General features: G+C 56.8%; 14 protein-coding genes. 1 reads left to right on the plus strand and 13 read right to left on the minus strand.

Annotated features, from left to right (window positions below):
• Positions 1-10: 10 nt before the first annotated feature.
• From H7C19_RS17135 to H7C19_RS17185, 11 genes are all read right to left on the minus strand, one after another.
• On the minus strand, positions 11-3304 hold the full coding sequence (locus H7C19_RS17135; protein WP_246469569.1) for a carbohydrate-binding protein: 3294 nt from the start codon (positions 3302-3304) through the stop codon (positions 11-13).
• Positions 3305-3451: 147 nt separating this feature from the next.
• On the minus strand, positions 3452-4828 hold the full coding sequence (locus H7C19_RS17140; RefSeq protein ID WP_185143878.1) for an ABC transporter substrate-binding protein: 1377 nt from the start codon (positions 4826-4828) through the stop codon (positions 3452-3454).
• Positions 4829-4851: 23 nt separating this feature from the next.
• Positions 4852-5733, minus strand: a complete 882-nt coding sequence (locus H7C19_RS17145) for a carbohydrate ABC transporter permease (RefSeq protein WP_246469570.1) — start codon at positions 5731-5733, stop codon at positions 4852-4854.
• A 14-nt stretch (positions 5734-5747) separates the two neighbouring features.
• On the minus strand, positions 5748-6653 hold the full coding sequence (locus H7C19_RS17150; RefSeq protein WP_185143879.1) for a carbohydrate ABC transporter permease: 906 nt from the start codon (positions 6651-6653) through the stop codon (positions 5748-5750).
• A 29-nt stretch (positions 6654-6682) separates the two neighbouring features.
• The gene (locus H7C19_RS17155; protein WP_185143880.1) at positions 6683-7984 is read right to left on the minus strand and encodes a glycoside hydrolase family 125 protein; all 1302 of its coding nucleotides are present in this window, start codon (positions 7982-7984) and stop codon (positions 6683-6685) included.
• 492 nt (positions 7985-8476) lie between these two features.
• Entirely contained in the window at positions 8477-9037 is a 561-nt protein-coding gene (locus H7C19_RS17160; RefSeq protein WP_185143881.1) for a low temperature requirement protein A, read from the minus strand.
• Positions 9038-9056: 19 nt separating this feature from the next.
• Positions 9057-10643, minus strand: coding sequence for a response regulator transcription factor (locus tag H7C19_RS17165; protein WP_185143882.1), 1587 nt, complete (start codon positions 10641-10643; stop codon positions 9057-9059).
• On the minus strand, positions 10618-12390 hold the full coding sequence (locus H7C19_RS17170) for a sensor histidine kinase (protein ID WP_185143883.1): 1773 nt from the start codon (positions 12388-12390) through the stop codon (positions 10618-10620). Before H7C19_RS17170 ends, H7C19_RS17165 begins: the two co-directional genes overlap by 26 nt.
• A gap of 132 nt (positions 12391-12522) precedes the next feature.
• Positions 12523-13887: an ABC transporter substrate-binding protein gene (locus tag H7C19_RS17175; protein ID WP_185143884.1), complete on the minus strand. Its 1365-nt coding sequence runs from the start codon at positions 13885-13887 to the stop codon at positions 12523-12525.
• A gap of 104 nt (positions 13888-13991) precedes the next feature.
• Entirely contained in the window at positions 13992-14825 is an 834-nt protein-coding gene (locus H7C19_RS17180; RefSeq protein ID WP_185143885.1) for a carbohydrate ABC transporter permease, read from the minus strand.
• Between the two features lie 12 nt (positions 14826-14837).
• Positions 14838-15773: a carbohydrate ABC transporter permease gene (locus tag H7C19_RS17185; RefSeq protein ID WP_185143886.1), complete on the minus strand. Its 936-nt coding sequence runs from the start codon at positions 15771-15773 to the stop codon at positions 14838-14840.
• 290 nt (positions 15774-16063) lie between these two features.
• Between H7C19_RS17185 and H7C19_RS17190 the strand changes: the two genes are divergently transcribed.
• Positions 16064-16627, plus strand: a complete 564-nt coding sequence (locus H7C19_RS17190; protein WP_185143887.1) for an NAD(P)H-dependent oxidoreductase — start codon at positions 16064-16066, stop codon at positions 16625-16627.
• 88 nt (positions 16628-16715) lie between these two features.
• On the opposite strand, the gene H7C19_RS35720 is transcribed toward H7C19_RS17190, so the two are convergent.
• Both H7C19_RS35720 and H7C19_RS17200 read right to left on the minus strand, forming a co-directional pair.
• Complete coding sequence (locus H7C19_RS35720) at positions 16716-16940, minus strand: IS3 family transposase (protein WP_376775376.1); 225 nt, start codon at positions 16938-16940, stop codon at positions 16716-16718.
• On the minus strand, positions 16858-17409 hold a 552-nt coding region (locus tag H7C19_RS17200; protein WP_185143889.1), incomplete at its 5' end, for an IS3 family transposase. The genes H7C19_RS35720 and H7C19_RS17200, both read right to left, overlap by 83 nt.

Below are 17409 nucleotides of genomic sequence, written 5' to 3' on the forward strand. Positions count from 1 at the left end.
CTCCTCTACGTTACTTCCAGGCGTTAATCAGCGAATCGGCGTCCGTATTCAGAATCGTTTTGGCCTTATCCTTGACCGAGCCGCTTAAATCTTTGTTGTTCAAGTGTTTGACGAAGTCCTGCATCGCCTTCAGCGCCTGGTCTTTCTTCCCGCGTTCCAGATGACGCGCAGCCTGATCCAGATCGCCGTTCAGTTGAGGAATCAACGCGCCGCTCAGCTCGCCCGAACGCTTGAACCGGTCGATCAAATGCTGCATCGAGCCCACGCTGGTGACAACGTTAAATGCGACCGTCTGATAGCGTTTGTTGCCCGCCGCATCCTCGATCGCGATCGAGGCCGACTTGGCGCCCAGCTTGCCGGCCATATCGAGATCGACGCTCGGCTTGCCGGGAGGAATCGGGAAGACGGCGCCGTCGATCGTGATCGAAGCCGAGCTGATCGCCGCCGCTTTGTCCAGCGCCGTGAACCGGAGCGTCATGAAGTCTTCCAGCGATCCGCCCTCCTCCACGGCCTTGCCGTCGGCCGCGAGCGTGAAGGCGGGGAGATCGTCCATCTTCACGACGATTCCTGCGGATACGTTGCCTGAAGCGTCTATCGCATGGATGGCGATGCCCAGGTTCGGCGCATCGGCAAGACCGGACAGCGAGGCGGTTTGAATCCCCCTACCGACGGCGACGGCGTCTCCGATCGGCTGCCCGTTGCTGACCGGCGTCAGCTCTACCTTCTGGGCGTCGATATCATAAGGACCGTCCCAGTACAGCCGGATCGCGCCTTGGTCGCGAATCGCCTGGACGTTCTCGACGTCTCCCGGCGGAATGCTGTCCGGAACCGTAACCGGCGGCTTATCGGGCGCCGACAGCACGGACGGATCCCCGAACGTGAATTTATCCAGATTGAACAAGTAGCCGGTGCCTTTGAACAGCAGGAACACGATATGCGGGCCGGTGACGGGAGTCGTGACGTCCGCCGAGGTCACGGCGAATTTCTGCCATCCGCCGGTTCCGGCTACGGTATCCGTCGCGATGACCGGTCCGTTCAAGCTGTCGATGCGGACTTCGATCGTGCCGCCGGCGGTATCGCTTGCCGCTTGGACGTGCATCTTCGTCGGGCTCGTGCTCCCAAAATCAATATAATTGTACATGGCATAAGGGTTGTTGGCCGCGTTGATCCCCGCCAGATACGTCTGCCCGCCGCCGTTCTCCGTTCCGAAGCCGGCGCCGCCCGTGTAGTTTTCGGCTTCCAGCTTGGCGTAGGCGTCCCGCGCTTTGCCCTTCACCGTCGTAAAGGTGAACCAGCCCAAATTGCACGGGTAGTCGCTCCCGCCTGCTCCGCGGAAAACGAGGTAGACGTCATGAACGCCGTTCGCCAGGCTGTCGTCGATATTGGCCATGAGGTCGACCCAGTTGTTCCAGTCGCCCAAGGCCGGAACGCCAATCGTCCCCGCGACCGGTCCGTCGACGCCGTCCAGCCGCACCTCGATCGTGCCGCCTTGACCGCCGCTCGACACGTGCGCCGTGATTCCGGCAGCGCCGGATCCCAGGTCGATGCCTTTATAGAAAGCATAGGCGCCGTTGCCGATGCCGTCCAGGATTCCCGCGTCCGCATTGACGCTCAGGCCCGAGCTGCCTTCAGCATGGATGGCCTTGAGCCTGGCGTAGGCATCGGTCTTGGTCGGATCGGACGTGGTGAATTTGAACCAGTTCAAGTTGTACAGATAAGTATCGTTCGTCTTGGCGAAGACGAGATAGACGTCATGCACGCCCGTAATGACGCTCGGATTCCCCTGATCGTCCTTCAGGACGGCAACGGCATCGGAATAGGTATTCCAGCTGCCCGTTCCTTCCACGGCGAGGGTGCCGACCTTCGGGCCGTTCGCCGCGTCGAGATGAACCTCGATGTTCCCTCCGCCCGTCGCGCTCGACGCTCTGGCGATCAATCCGACCGCTCCGGCGCTGCCGAAATCCACGTTCTTGTAGGCCGCGAAGCCGCCCGCCTGGATGCCGGCCAGCTGCAGCGTGCCCTCCGAGCTGCCTTCGAGACCGAATCCGCTGCCGACGCTGTACGATTCCGCCTCCACTTTGGCGTACGGATTCCTCGCTTGGACGGGAAGCGTAGCGGAACCGGGCTGCAAGACGGTCAAGGCTTCGACGGCCGCGGCGGACGACCAGGATTCATAGGTGCCGGAGAGCAGCTGCCCCGCCCAGTTGCCGTCCACGATCCCGTCGGCGTTCCGGTTGCTCCAAGCCGTATTCGTATTGGCCGCCAGCCATTCTTTGAATTGGGTTGCGAACGGCTTGTATACGTCCTCGGAGCTGCGATCGAGCGCCTGCTGCAGGTAGGCCAGGTTGCGGACCAGGATCGTCTTGCCGCCCTTCAGGTCTCCGTTCGGCCCCTCGTAACGGAGCAAGCCGTTCCCGTCGACCAGATGATTCTGGGTGAAGGCGGCCGCCTTCACGGCATCGTCCAGATAGACGCGGTTCCCGGTGATGCGGTACAGGCCGACCGCCGAGCCGATGAACGTCCCCTGGTTGTAATGGGTCGCGTCCGGCACCGCGCCGTTCTTCATCTCGATGCGGTCGAACACTTTGCCGTTGCCGTCCGTCAGCATCGTCTTGCCCCAACGGTAGATGCGGGTGGCCGCCTCCAGATAATGATCGTCCTTGGTCGCGTTGTACAGATAGACGGCCGCTTCGGCAGCCGGGAAGTTGATGCAGGCGTTCTTGGTGGAATGATCGGTGTTCATCCACCAGATCCCGCCGTTCGCAAAGCTGTCTTCCCATTGCGTATCGTAGACGAAGTCGAAATAATATTTCGCCTTCTCCAAGTAACGCGGCTCTTGGGTGATCTCATAGGCGCGCGCGCTGCCCATGGCCCACCACATAATATCGTCGTTGAAATGATTGTCGGTCCAATCCGCCCCGTACTTGGCCACGGTCCCGTCGAAGATCTCGTCGATCTGATTGCGCAGCGTCGCCTTCAAGCCTGCGTCGGAGGTATGAAGGTACGCATCCATCACCAGCTCCCATAGCTCCGCTTCGACCCAGAAGCCTTGGTAGTTCGTGCCGCGATTCGAATTCGACCAGAAGAACTTGGCATTCGGGTCCCAGAACGCCTGATTGAACGCCTTCATCGCCGTATCTGCATCGGACGGGCTAAAGCCGATCTGAGATGCGGCCGGCGTCGCCGTCGCGCCCTCTGCCGCGTTCGCCGCGGGAGTCCCGAAACCCGACCACGAAGCCGCCGCGAAGACCATTGCCGCTGCCCATCCGAATCCAATCGATCTTTTCCTTCTTTTCGGCGCCATTACTTAACCTCCCATGGAATCGATTCGTACTGCCGACCTCGTCCTAGCCCAACCCCCATCGTTGTCGAATGCATCACCTCCTTCATCGCGAAGAAAAAAGAGGAGCCGAAAGATGTGCTCTTAGTCGGCTCCTGCTGCCCTCCTTCGTTACTTCGAAGCCTGAATGACTTTATTGATCTTGTCGGCCATGCCTTGGAGTTCCTTTTCGCCGCCTTTGCCGGCAAGCACGTTGTTCCATACGGTGTCGATGAACGGGTTCGCTTTGCCCGCCCAGGCAGGCAGGAAACGGACGGGCTCCGTATCGGGCGACTTCAGAATATGGTCGATGCCGTCGGCCAGATCCTGGTGACCGGACTTTTTCAGGGCGTCGTAATAGGAAGAAGCGGAAGCCTGGAAAGCGGACGGAGCGACCGGCGTCTGCGGCAGCACGTCCTGGTACATCGTCGAGTCGAGATACTTCAGCACCTTCCAGACGGCGTCCGGGTTCTTGATGCTGACCGGGCTGGCCCAGCCGACGGCGTCGTAGATCTCGGACTGCTTGTCGACGACCGGCATCGGGACGTAGCCCCACTTCAGGTTCGGCGCGTTGCGGATCAGATCGTCGGCGACCCATTGGCCTTGATAGGTCATGCCGACCTTGCCGTCTTTGAACGGCCCCATAATATTGGACAGATCGAAGTTCGGGGGGTTCATCGCGCCGTCGGCGATGGCCTTCTGGTACTTGGCGACGAGCTCCACGAACTGCGGGCTGATCTCCACCTTCATCGGGTTCAGGAGGTTGTCGGCGAACGGAGCGCCTCCCGCGGATACCGAATACAGCGAGACCGTGAACGGATCGGGGTGGCCGTAGTAGCCGTACTGCTGAACGCCGTTCTGCTTGGACGCCAGCTTCCCCATCGCGTTGAAGAAATCGTCGTACGTCCAACCCGGCTTCGGCTCGGGAAGACCGGCATCCTGGAACAGCTGCTTGTTATAGAAAATGCCGTACGTGTTCAGAAGGCCTGGCAGACCGAAGTTCTTGCCGTCGACCTTCCAGCTGTCGGTGACGCCGGGATAGAAGCCGTTCATGAACTCTTGATCCGCGCTCGCGTGCGACGTCCAGTCGAAGAGCAGATTCTGCGCCTGATCCTGCAGCATCATATCGTTGCCCAATTCGAAAATATCCGGCGCCTGCTTGGCTGCGATCATCCCGTTGAGCTTCACGCCGTAATCGCTGAGCGGAGCGGGCATCAGCTTGACGGTAATGCCCGGGTTATCCTGCTCGAATTTTTTCATGCTGTCCATGATTTTATTGTTCATATCCTGCGATTCCCACGTCATCAGCGTCACTTCGACATTGGCTTTGCCGGGATCGGCCTTGGTCCCGGTATCGGTCGCCCCGCCGTCCGACGCTTTCTGCGATGGCGATGCCCCTGCCGTCCCCGATTGCTGCGAATCTCCGTTCCCCGAGCTGCCGCAGCCGGCGAGCATGCCGGCGACCATCAGAAATGCCGTGAGCCCCGTTCCCCATTTAACCGCTTTCATCTTATGACCTCCTGAAATTTTTTTTATTTCAAGCCGGCGGAATTGACCGACCCGAGACCTTGCATAAAGTACTTTTGGCCAAGGAAGAAGATGAGGAGCATCGGCAGCATATAGATCAGATCCGCGGCCATGAAATAGTTCCACTGCGTCGTCCAGTTGGAGGCGAACGAAGCGAGCGCGACGGACAACGTCCATTTATTCTGATCGACCAGGTAGATCAGCGGTTCGAGATATTGGTTCCAAGAGCCGTTGAAGGCGAAAATGACGATCGTAATAACGACGGGCAGCGACATCGGCACCAGAATGCGCCATAGAATCTGCCGGTCGCCCGCCCCGTCCATCTTGGCGGCCTCGTCGAACGATTTGGGAATGGTGCTCAGGAATTGAATGAACAGGAAAGTAAAGGTCGGGTTGCCCAGGTACGAGGGAACGATGAGCGGCAGCCACGTATTGTACCAGCCGATCGTGGAGAACAGATGGAAGACGGGAACCATCCCGACGAAGCCCGGCAGCATCAAGCTGCCGATGAAGCAGCTGAACCATAGCCGCCGGCCGGGGAAGCGAAGACGCGAGAGACCGTAGCCTACCACGACCGAGCTGAGCACCTGACCGATCGTACTGACAATCGAGATGAACAGCGAGTTGCGGAACGTCCGCCAGAAGTGAATCTGATCCGTGCCCTTGATGAAGTTGTCGAAGTGAAACTCCTTGGGGAACCACTGCGGCGTCGTCGTGAAGATGTCGTTGTTGCCTTTCAACGCGATCGTAATGACCCACAGCAGCGGATACAGCATGGCGACCGTACCGATCAGGAGGACCGCCATTCGAATGACATCCGCGGTCTTGACTTTGCGCCTTCTGCCTTCGGCGAACCGGGCGGCCGGAGCGGAATAGATCGTCTTCAATGGAGGCTGCCTCCCTATCGATTATCGTTCTCGTAATGCACGAACTGATTGGAATACTTGTAGGTAATCAGCGTGAAGACCATAATGATCAGGAACAGAATCCATACCTCCGCGATGCCGTAGCCGAACATCTTCTGCCCGAAGACGTCGGAGTAGATCTTGAAGTTCAGCAGCAAGGTCGCGTAGTTGGGGCCGCCGCCGGTCATGACCTGCACCTGGGCGAACGATTGGAACGATCCGATAATGCCCAGAATGAGCTGCAGGAACAGAATCGGCGTAATCAGCGGAAGCGTGACGTTGCGGAAGACGAGCCAGCCCCGGGCGCCGTCCATCTCCGCCGCCTCGTACAGGTCTTGGGGAACGGATTGCAGCCCGCTCAGGAAGATGATCATCCCGCCGCCGATCTGCCACAAACCCGCGATAATGACGGAGACCAGCGCCAGCCTCTCGTTGCTTAGCCAATCCAACGGCCCCGCTCCGAACAGATTCAGGATGCGATTGGCGAGGCCGTACTGGGGATGATAGATGAATTTCCATAGCGTGAGGGTCGCGATCATCGGCAGCACGGTCGGCAAGTAGAAGGCCGTCCGGAAAAACTTGATCGCCGGCAGCTTGCGGTTCAGCAGCATGGCCAGCAGCAGGCCGAAGATCAGGGAAGCAGGCACGTTGATGAGCACGTAGTAGAAGGTGATGCGGATGGCTTTCCAGAAGGCGGGGTCGATCGTGAATAGATAGTTGAAGTTGTCGAAGCCGACGTACTTGGGCTTGCTGTAGCCGTTCCAATCGGTCAGGGCGTAGTAGACGGACATGATGAGCGGATAGGCGACGAATACCCCGAAGCCGATGATGGAAGGAGAGATATGAAGATACCCTTTGACCCAGCCCCAATAATCCTTTTTCCGCGAAGAAGCGCTTATCATGATTCGGATCTCCTCCTTACGTTCATCCGTCACGCCTGATGCAGATCGGCCTGCGTTCCCGCGGTCTGGCCGCTCGCCCAGCGGGCGAGGAACTCCCCGAAGAGGCTGTTCGCCCATGCGAACCATGCCCGCGTGAATGTCCCGGGGTCGTCCGGGTGAAAGCTCTCGTGCATGAATCCGGTGCCCGCCGTCGTCGCCGCGAGCGTGCGGATCAGTTCCTCCTGCTCCCCGGGATCCGTCGAGGTGAGGCCCTGCATGATCAAGCTGATCGGCCAGATGTGGCCGGGCGGCGTATGGGGACTGCCGATCCCGCGGGCGTGAGCGCCGGCGAAATAATAGGGATTGCCGGGACTCAGCACGAACGCCCGCGTGTTGCGGTATACCGGATCTTCCGCCGTGCGATACCCGAGATAGGGGATGGACAGCAGGCTCGGGACGTTCGCGTCGTCCATCAGATTGAAGTTCCCGTATCCGTCCGTCTCGTAGGCGTACATCGTTCCGAACGCGGGATGCCGGACCTTGCCGTAAGTCTCGATGCCGAAAGCGATCTCCGCTTCCAATTTGCAAGCGCTTTCAGATAAAGCGGAATCGTTGTACATTTCTTGGGCCAGCTTTGACAGATCGCGGAGAATGACGACCGCGAACATATTCGCGGGGATCAGATAGCCGTACGTACAGGCGTCGTCGCTGGGCCTGAAGCCCGACCAGACCATGCCGGTGTAGTTGGTGCGCGTTCCCTTGCCGTCGAAAGGCAGCGTATCCGACGGCGGGCATCGAAATCGTTGGAAGGTATAGCCGGAGTCCCGATCGTGGCGCTGTTCGATGATCATGGTGGCGACAATCTGCTTGAACATGAGGTGAACATCCTCGTTGAATACCGAGCGGTCGCCGGTCGTTCGCCAGTAATGCGCGCACAGCTGAACCGGGTAGCACAGCGAATCCAGTTCGAATTTGCGCTCCCATACCCACGGTCCCTTTGGCGGAAGATCGCCCCCATGCCCCTGACCGTTCGGCGTCTTGTTGAATGCGTTTGCATAAGGGTCCATGGCGAGCAGCCTCGCTTGACGGTGTATCACGCCGCGTATGAGCCGGCCAAGCTCGGCGTCCTCTCCCGCCATCTCCATGTAGGGGCGAATTTGCGCCGATGAATCTCGCAGCCACATTGCCGGAATATCTCCCGTAATGACGAATGAAGTGCCGTCATCCAGCAGTTCGACGGTGGTCTGCAGCGTGTTGGGATAGCAATTCCGGAAAACGTCGGCCAAATGAGCATCCGCTTGCTGAAGCGAAGAGGCAATGGATTCAATCTTGCGGTAGACGGTTTCGTACATGGTCTCGCCCCTCATCCGTTGATTCAACCCGATTTCGAGGTGAGTATATCACGATAAAAGTTATAAAGTCAATATATCCTTTTCGCCTTGAACTGGTATATTTACGACATTGAGATACAATGGTATTATCCTGTTCTATTGTTGATACACAGCGATCAACTAGGCGGAAATTGCGTACCGATTCCGGACTTATGTCGCGTATATCATTTCCCCTTCCGTCCCTGCGGAAGGATTAACCCGATACGGCCCAGGACGTTTAGCACGGTTAATATATCATGATATTAAAAATGGATGATTGCTTGATGGAGGGCCATTCGACCAGTAGACGTTGCTGGACGTAATTGGGCTGTTCACATGGGGCGGGAACTGCTTCAGTTAAAACACGACTTAAAAGGGAAAGCCTAACCGTACGGTCTGCGGTTAGGCTTTTGGCTTGGGGAAGCTCATGAATTTATCGGTGGCGGGGGGATTAAAGTTTGCCGCAAGTCGAAGCTACGACTCATGACGATGCGCGGCGGACGGGACGAGACGGCACAGCCGCTCGGAGAACGCCCCTCCCCACACCGAGACGATCACCAGCACGAGGGACGCGGCTGCGGATAGCAGCATCGGCGTGAGCTCCCCGGCGAAGGGGATGAGCGCGGCCAAAGCCATCACCCCGGCCAGGGACGGCAGGGGGACGACCTTGGCTACGATCCGCATAAACAGCAGATTGCCGAGCAGGTAGAGTCCCGGGCCTCCGAGCATCACCGCGGCCGTCTTGGCGTCGATGTGGCCGGACGGGTGTGCCAGCAGCAATTCATCCGATACGGCGGACAATATGATGCCTGCGACCAGCAGGAGATGGGTGTAGGTATAGGCGGAGCGAGCCACTCTGCCGGGATCGGCGGCATGCGCGATGTAGTGGTGTCCGATCTTGGACGTCATCTCGAAGTAGATCCACCACATCGCCACCGTCCCGGCGAACGAGACGGCAAAAGCCCCGAGTGTCGTCGGGTTCCAGTCCAGCTTGGCAAAGGTCGCCCCGGTCACGAGGATCGACTCGCCGCACATCGGTTCCAGCCGATACGCCTCAACCGATTCGCCCGGGGGCGATTCCGAAATGCTGCTTGAACAGCTTGATAAAGTAGCTTTTGTTGTCGAAGCCGAGCGAGAACGCAGCCTCCTCCACGGATTTGCCGGAGTCGCTGATGAGGGCCATCGCTTTCTCCATTTTCATGCGGTTCACGAACTCGATAAAGTTTTCTCCGGTCTCTTTCTTGAACAGCCGGCTGAAATAACTCGGATTCAGGTGCAGATATTCCGCCGCCTCCTCGAGCGTGATTTTCCGGCTCAGATGCAGCCGGATATAGTTCTGGGCGTCCACGATCTCGGTCTTCTTGCTCTTGTTGGCGATTCGGCCGACCTGGGAGACGGCGTCCGTCAAGAACTTGGCCAGCCAACCCCGCAGCTCGCCGATGTGCATCACGCGGCCGATCTCCTGCTGCACCTTCTCCTTGTCGTACGCGATGCCCGGCCGCAGCTTCAGCAGGAGATCGAGCGCCAGCTTCCAGACGAGCTGCTTGACGCGGGAGGGCTGGAACCGCCGCTCCGCGACGAAGCCGACGAACGCGTCCACCGCCGGGTAGACGTCGTCGTTCGCTTCGAGCAGCAGCCGGTTGAACCGTTCCGCGTAGTCGAAATGATAGACGAACGGGTCTTCCCGATTCAGCTCCTGCTGCAGCTCCGCCTTCTTGGTCACCGTCGGCCCGTCGGCGTAGAACAACCGTTCTCCCGCCTCCAGCAGCTCCGCAAGCTGCCGCTTGAGGCCCGCTCCGCCGCAGACCTCCTCTCCGATCACGGCCGAGTACGGCAGCTTCAGCACGCCGGCGAACGCCCGCTGCAGTCTCCTCGCCACGGCGGCCGCATACTCGTAAGGGTTGCGCGCCAAGTCCTTCCGATACGCGTACAGAAGGAAAAAAGTACTGCCCGCATGCCCTACGAACAGCATGTCCGGCTCCTCCCGCAGCAGCTCTTCGGCCGCGTTCTCCGCGATGAACTTGACGGCCTCTTCCTGCCGGTAGCGGACGATCGCCTCCTGGTACCGGTGCGAGCGGAACAGCAGCGGAATATAGTGGCCGAGCTTCGTATTGAGCCCGTACTCGCGGAGCGGCTCCATCAAGGTCGGATCGTCGGCGAAAGGCGCGGCCAGCACCTCTCGCAACCACATCTCCTTCGCGGCGGACTTGCTCTTGTTCGCTTGAACGTGAAGGCGGTCGACTTCGATCCGAAGCCGCATATCCTCTTCGATCTTGTCTTTGACTCTGCGGATGATCTCCGCGATGCCTTCCGGCGTCAGCGTCTCCTTGAGGATATAGTCCTGAACGCCGAGCTGCACGGCCTGCTGGGCATATTGGAATTCGTCGTGGCAGGACAGGATGACGAATCGGCTCTTGGCCCCCTCGGACTGCACCCGCCGAATGAAGCTCAGCCCGTCCAGTTCCGGCATCCCGATATCGGTCACGATCAGGTCGGGATACACCCCTTGGCACGCTTCGACGGCATCCAGCGCGTCCGTATATTCCCCCGCGAGCTCGAAGCCGAGACGCTCCCACGGCACGAGCCGCTTCAGAAATTCCAGCACCGCCACATCGTCATCCACCAGTATGGCTTTGTACATCGCGGCCTTCCTCCCTGCCCCTCAGCGGAATTTTCAGGACGATCTTCAAGCCCGCTCCGGGCGAGCTCGCCATCTCCATCTCGAACAGGCTCCCATAGATAATCTGCAGCCGCTCCTTGACGTTCTTCAAGCCGATGCCGGACATCGGAGCGCCGCTACGGAAGCGTTCCATGGCGTCTTCGGCCATGCCGACGCCGTTGTCGTGGATTTGGATATAGAGCATTTGCTGCTGCTTCCAAGCGGTAATGCCGATTTCTCCCCGCTTTTGGCGCAGGCCATGGATGTAGGCGTTCTCTACGAGCGGCTGCAGCGTGAACCTCGGAATGGATACCAGCAGCGCGTCCGAAGCCAGATTGACGGTTAACGCCGCGTTCTCGTGATGCCTGAAGTTCATCAGCTGCATGTAATGCTCGACGGTGGCGACCTCTTCGTGCAGCGGGATAAACTCGTTGTTGCGGTTAATCGTCATGCGCAGCAGCGTGGACAGCGAACCGATTACGCCGCCGATCTCCTCCTCGCCCTTCAGAATGACCTGCAGACGAATGGAATTGAGCGTGTTGAACAGAAAATGGGGGTTGATCTGCGCCTGCAGCAGCTCGAGCTCGGCCATCCGCTTGCGGGTCTGCTCTTCCTCGACCTGAACGATCATGTCCTCGATGCGATCGAGCATGCGGTCGAAGGCCAGCCCCAGGAATCCGACTTCATGCCGGCCTCTGACGCCGGAGCGCTCGTCCAGGAATCCTTTCTCGACCTTGGATGCCGTCCTCGCGAGACGCATGACCGGTTTGGTCCATTGATTGAGAAAATAAAGCAGCAACAGGGCGAACAGCAGGAAAAACGCGATCTGCAGCACGAACGTTCGGTTGAACATGCTGCCGATCTTGCTGGTAACGCCTTCATACGGCGTCAGACTGAGCAAGCTCCATCCGGCGAACGGCAGCGCATGGCCGACCGTTAAATATTCCGTTCCGTTCCATTCGGAACGGTCGTATTGTCCCTGCGGCGGAGCCGGAACCGGAGCGGCCTTGCCGATCTGCGACGGATCCGTATGGGAGACGATCGTGCCGTTTTTGTCCAGCAGCATCAGCGCCGGGTCGCCTTCATACCGTGCGAAGATCTGCCGGAACTGAATCTCCGGCTTGCTCAGGATGATGTAGGCGCTTACGCCATTGTTGTACAACTGGAACTTGCGGATGATCGTGACGACGTTCGGATATTTGTCCGCGTCGGATCGGACGTAGTTCGGCTGCGTGCCGAGCCATCGCGTCGTATTGCTCGGTTCGGCCGCCATATCCTTCAGCCATTTCTCCTCGTACATGAAGTTCAAGCTGTTGTCGTAGGTAGAGTAGTTGGTAAAGATCAGGCCGTTCGGCAGCAGGATCGTCACGTACGTCTGTCCGCCGAAAAAGGTGATGCGGTCCAGCTTCTCCGAGAGATTCCGAAACGAGAAAAAATCGACCTTGCCGGTCCCGTCCTGCTTGTACTTGTTCCAGGCGACGCGCATGTCCGTGATCGTCTCGCTGTCGTATTGGATCGAATTGAAAGCGTTCACCATATCCTGCATGATGTTGGACGTATACAACTCGGCGACTTCCAGCGCCTGCTCCGCTTTCTCGACCGCTTTGGTCTTCAGTTCGTTCTTGGCGTACAGCCCGAGCAGGATGAGGGTGATGACCGACGGCACGACGAGACAGAGCAGCGACATCAGGATCAGCTTCTGCCTCCAGCTTATCAACGGCAATCGCACAGCTCTGCCTCCCGTCCGTGTATTAGATTAGATTCGTCGATGTCCCGGGCGACGGGGTTCGGGACAATTCGCGCTTATAGACGGAAAAGGGGATGCCGCGCGGGCATCCTCCCCCTCATTATAAATTTCGTCTTACTTGTTTGCATCAATAATTTTCTGTAAATTCGTCTTGATGTTCGCGATCGTCGTATCGATATCGGTCTTGCCCAGCATGTATTGATCCGCCTCGGCGATATAAGCCTTCTCCAGGTCGCCCGCGTAAGACACGGTGATCGGCGGCGTCGGCAGCTTCGTCACGTTCAGGACGTTGATCAACGAAGCTTTGTCGATCATGTCCGGCGTCTTCGTGGCGGCCACGATCTGATCGACTTCCTTGGTGATGTCGGCTTTCTTCCAGGCCGAGAACTGATGGGTCAGCGCCATGCCTTCGGTCGACAGATAACGCAGGAAGCGGTAGGATTCTTCCTTGTGCTTGGAATGGGAGGAGATGACGAGCGGGTCGGCGCCTCCGAACGAGTAGATCTCGTCACCTGCGGCGTTGGTCGGCCAAGGCGCGAACGCGGACACGAACGTCGCCGGGATCTTGTCCGTACCGCCCGCTTCGGCTACCATCCAAGGGCCGGTCGGGAGCATCGCGGCTTTCTGTTGGAAGAATTGATTGCGGTATGGGATCTTCTGCGTAATGACGTCTTGGTAAGGCGTTGCCGACTTGTCGGTCTTCTCCATCTCGTAACGCAGCTCCAGCGATTGCTTCATGAGCGGATTGTCGGCGTTCAGCGTCAGTCCGTCGTCCTTCATGATGCCCTGATCTTGAGATGCGCTGTAGAGCTTCAGCAGGAAGTAATCCTTCCATTCGTGAAAATGCGCGCCGTACGTCTTGTTCGGGCCTTCGCCCTTGGTCAGCTTCTTGGCGTAATCCCGGAACTCGTCCCAAGTCCAGCTCTTCGGCACCTCGAGATTCGCCGCGTCCAACTGCGCCTTGTTCAGAAGGATCAGCCATGGACCGAACTTCCCGGGCAAGGAGTAGCGCTTGCCGTCCAGCTTCTGCTGCTCGGCTTTGTACTCGTCCTCGTACTTGACGCCTTCCTTCGACAGGTAATCGTCCATCGGCTCGAGCATGCCGCTCGCGGCGCGCTGCGCAAAGGCAGGGGGAGAGTTCAGCGTGAAGACGTCAAAGGCGTCTTCCGAAGCGTACATCAGGTCGATCTTCTTGATCGTCTCGTTCGAGTCGTTCTCGACGAGCGGAACGTACTCGACCTTGATGTCGGGATTCGCTTGCTGGAAGGCGTCGATCGCCGGCTGATAAACGGACGATTTCTCCCAGCCCAGGAACTTGATCGTGACGGGCTCCTTGGCGGACGAAGCGCTGGCGCTCGGTTTTGCGCCGTCGCTCGGGTTGGGCGACGACGTGTCGTTCCCCGATTTGCTTCCGCAGCCGGCCAACAGACTTGTCGTTAGCAGCGCGGCCGAAGCGACCGACAACCATTTCTTTTTCATGTTTCAACCTCCCGGGTTTATGTGCATCTTTTTCTAAGCAATCTAAACTTACCATTTTCGTCCCGATCGTCAGAGTTTCTATTTTGACTAATTCGGAATTATTTTTACCCTTTTACGCCGCCCATCGCGATCCCTTCGATCACCTGTTTTTGTCCGACGATGAAGATGAGGAGGAGCGGCAGGATGGCCGACACGGTCCCGGCCATGATGAGCGAATAGTATACCCCGCTCTCCGACGCGAACTTCTGGATCCCGATCTGGATCGTCGCGAGGCGGTCGCTGCGAAGGAAGATGAGCGGGTTCGCGTAATCGTTCCAGGTCCAGATGAACCGCAGAATCGCGTAGGTGGCCAAGGCAGGCTTCACCAGCGGGATCGTGATCTGAAGGAAGATGCGGGCGTGTCCGGCGCCGTCCAGCTTAGCCGCTTCGAGATAATCCTTGTGGATGCCCAGGAAAAACTGCCGGAGCATAAACGTACCCAACGCGCTGAACGATCCGATCAAGATAAGTCCCAGATGGCTGTCGAACAGCCGCAGCCAACGGAAAATCATGAATTGCGGCACGATAATGGAATAGCTAGGCACCATAAACGTCATCAGCACCAAGAGGAACATCGCGTTCTTGCCTTTAAAATCCACGTGCGAAAACCCGTAAGCCGCCATGCTGGAGATCCATACGGAGACGAGCGTCGTAATGACGCTTACCTTGACCGTATTCCAATAGTAGATCCCGAAAGGATGCTCGCCGAACCATACTTCGCTGTAGTTCTCGTAGACGTTCCAGTGCTTCGGAATCCATTCGATCGGATATTTAAACACGTCGATCTCCGGTTTGAAGGAGGCCGAGATCATCCATAGGAACGGCAAGACAAACGCAACGCCCGCGAGCAGCATCAAGATCGTGGTAACCGTTCTGATTCCTTTTTTCCGCTTGTCCATAAGTCACCCCGATCAGTAGTTAACCCATTTCTTTTGTCCGTACATTTGGAAGAGCGTGATCAGCAAGACGAACCCGAATAGGATCAACGCCATGGAGGAGGCATAGCCGGTTTTGAGATTTTCGAATGCCGTCGTATACAGATAATAGGTCACGACGGACGTCGAGTAGGCCGGCCGGCCTTCGGTCAATACTTTGATGATGTCGAAGGCTTTGAAGGAGCTGATAAAGCCTGTCACGAGCAGAAAGAACGTCGTGGGCGACACCATCGGAAAAGTGATTCTGGCGAATCGGGTCCAAGCGCCCGCTCCGTCGATGTCCGCCGATTCGTACAGATCTTTCGGAATCGACTGCAGCGCCGCCATATAGACGATCAGGCAGAACCCGATCCCGACCCAGACCATAATGACCATGACGGACGGCAAGGCGTAGTGAATATCCGCCAGCCACGTCGGCGGATTGCTCACGCCAAGCGAGCGAAGGAATTGATTGATCGGGCCGTAGGAAGGTTGGAAGAGCAGCTGGAAGCAGATGGATACGGCGACGATGCTCGAGATATACGGCAGGAAGAAGATGATCTTAAAGAAATTTTTCAGATAAACCAGCTTATCGATGATGACCGCTAGGGCAAGGGAGATGATCAGCTGTACGGGAACGACGAGAAGCAAATAGAGGTTGTTCTTCAAGGATACGAGAAATACATGATCGTCAAAAAGCCGCGAAAAATTTCTGAATCCCGTAAATTTGAGTTTATCGACGCCCGCGATGAAGCTCCAGTCCGAAAAGCTGAGAATAAACGTAATGATCGTCGGGATGATCGTGAGTATTAAGAGGCCGAGAAACATCGGTCCGATGAAAAGATAGCCGGACAGCGTCTCCCTTCTCTTCGTAGCCGATCGAACGCGGGCCGTTCGCTTGCTCTCGGCCGTCTTTGTTATCGTGTTGTCCATCGCTTGCACCCCATCCCAAGATATTGTTCCCTGTTTAAATCGTACCGAAGATCGGCGGAGGGAATAAGCCAGGATAATGACCGATTTGAAAATATTTTTACCTTTACGAGTAACATGAAACTTATCCATGCTGTATGAGGAACCGCCCCCTTGCAAGGACCTTTCCCGTCGAAAGTTTGCGACCTAACACTCACCTTTATGAAAGTACCTGTACTAAAAGTGCATACTTATCTATTTGCAGTACGCGCTTTATACTCGAAAAATAAAGGAGACTGAAGGAGGATAAAACTTTGAAAACCCTTGTGATCGTCACGCACCCCAGCATGGAGACATCCGTCATCAACAAGCGATGGGTAGAAGAACTCAAAAAATATCCGGAAAAATATACGGTGCACGAATTGCATAAGGCTTACCCCGATGGAAACATAGACGTAGAAAAAGAACAAAAACGGGTGGAATCGCATGGCAACCTCGTTTTGCAATTCCCTATCTATTGGTTTAATTGTCCGCCGCTCCTCAAAAAATGGCTTGACGATGTTTTGGCTTATGGGTGGGCTTATGGTTCAAACGGAGGGGATAAATTTAAGAATCGGAAAGTTGCTTTAGGCGTATCTGCGGGAATCCAAAAAGGAGATTATAGCGAAAACGGGAGATACCGGTATACGCTTGAACAATTACTATCTCCTTTCGAAACGACCTTCCTGTACTGCAATGCGGATTATCGTTCGTCCTTTGCGTTCTATGGTACGGAAAATGAGCCCGGCGGAAATGAGCCCGGTACGGATGATGGGCCGCCTGCAAGCGAATTGGAAAAGAGCGCGCAAGCGTACTTGCATTTTGTTGACAATCTGTAATGGGCAGCTTTATGAAAGCTAATATAAAAAGAAGTATCTCCTCGTATGAAGTTACCCCTGTCAAGTAGACAGTAATAAAAGAAGCCCCTTAAGCAACCTTAGTTCGGTATTCCACCGGACTAAGGTTGCTTAATTTCTTCTGGAATCGTTGGTGGTTATAGAAGTGAATGTAGCGGTGAACTTCGTCCACGAGCTGCTTCTGGCTGGTGAAACGGTGGAGCCGAAGAGATTCACTTTTGAGATGACCGAAAAAGCTCCATACAGGCATTATCGTGACAATTGCCTTTGCGCGACATGCTGGCTTGAATGCCATGACGTTTGAGCAGCTGGTTATACGGCTTGGATGTATACTGGAAACCACGGTCGCTATGCAGGAGAATCCCGCGTGTCTTTCGCTTGCGCATAGCCTTTTTCACGGTATCAAGCACAAGGCGAATGTCGTTGCGTGTGCTGATCTTGTAGGCAATTACTTCGTTATTATAGAGATCGTAAATCGTCGAGAGATACAAGAACGATTGACCGAAGGGAAGATAGGCAATATCCGTAACCCACTTCTCAAGCGGACGTGTCGCCTGGAACTCTCGGTTAAGGACATTGTCGGAGATAACATAGGCCTCTTTCGTGCCGAAATACGGTTTCTTACGTCGAATCACCGAGCGTATACCCAGTTCTTTCATGAGCCTGTAAACCCGCTTGTGATTGATCTTAAGGCCGTGAAATTTCTCAAGCCATGTACGCGTACGTAAGTAGCCATAGATCCTCCGCGTTCGCTTTCGGCATTC

Source organism: Cohnella nanjingensis (assembly GCF_014212125.1).
Classification (GTDB): domain Bacteria; phylum Bacillota; class Bacilli; order Paenibacillales; family Paenibacillaceae; genus Cohnella; species Cohnella nanjingensis.

What these genes read in the sequence shown, in the direction of transcription:
- H7C19_RS17135 (WP_246469569.1), bottom strand. Translation starts at nt 3,304, where the DNA reads ATGGCGCCGAAAAGAAGGAAAAGATCGATTGGATTCGGATGGGCAGCG.
- H7C19_RS17140 (WP_185143878.1), bottom strand. Translation starts at nt 4,828, where the DNA reads ATGAAAGCGGTTAAATGGGGAACGGGGCTCACGGCATTTCTGATGGTC.
- H7C19_RS17150 (WP_185143879.1), bottom strand. Translation starts at nt 6,653, where the DNA reads ATGATAAGCGCTTCTTCGCGGAAAAAGGATTATTGGGGCTGGGTCAAA.
- H7C19_RS17155 (WP_185143880.1), bottom strand. Translation starts at nt 7,984, where the DNA reads ATGTACGAAACCGTCTACCGCAAGATTGAATCCATTGCCTCTTCGCTT.
- H7C19_RS17160 (WP_185143881.1), bottom strand. Translation starts at nt 9,037, where the DNA reads ATGTGCGGCGAGTCGATCCTCGTGACCGGGGCGACCTTTGCCAAGCTG.
- H7C19_RS17165 (WP_185143882.1), bottom strand. Translation starts at nt 10,643, where the DNA reads ATGTACAAAGCCATACTGGTGGATGACGATGTGGCGGTGCTGGAATTT.
- H7C19_RS17175 (WP_185143884.1), bottom strand. Translation starts at nt 13,887, where the DNA reads ATGAAAAAGAAATGGTTGTCGGTCGCTTCGGCCGCGCTGCTAACGACA.
- H7C19_RS17180 (WP_185143885.1), bottom strand. Translation starts at nt 14,825, where the DNA reads ATGGACAAGCGGAAAAAAGGAATCAGAACGGTTACCACGATCTTGATG.
- H7C19_RS17185 (WP_185143886.1), bottom strand. Translation starts at nt 15,773, where the DNA reads ATGGACAACACGATAACAAAGACGGCCGAGAGCAAGCGAACGGCCCGC.
- H7C19_RS35720 (WP_376775376.1), bottom strand. Translation starts at nt 16,940, where the DNA reads ATGGCATTCAAGCCAGCATGTCGCGCAAAGGCAATTGTCACGATAATG.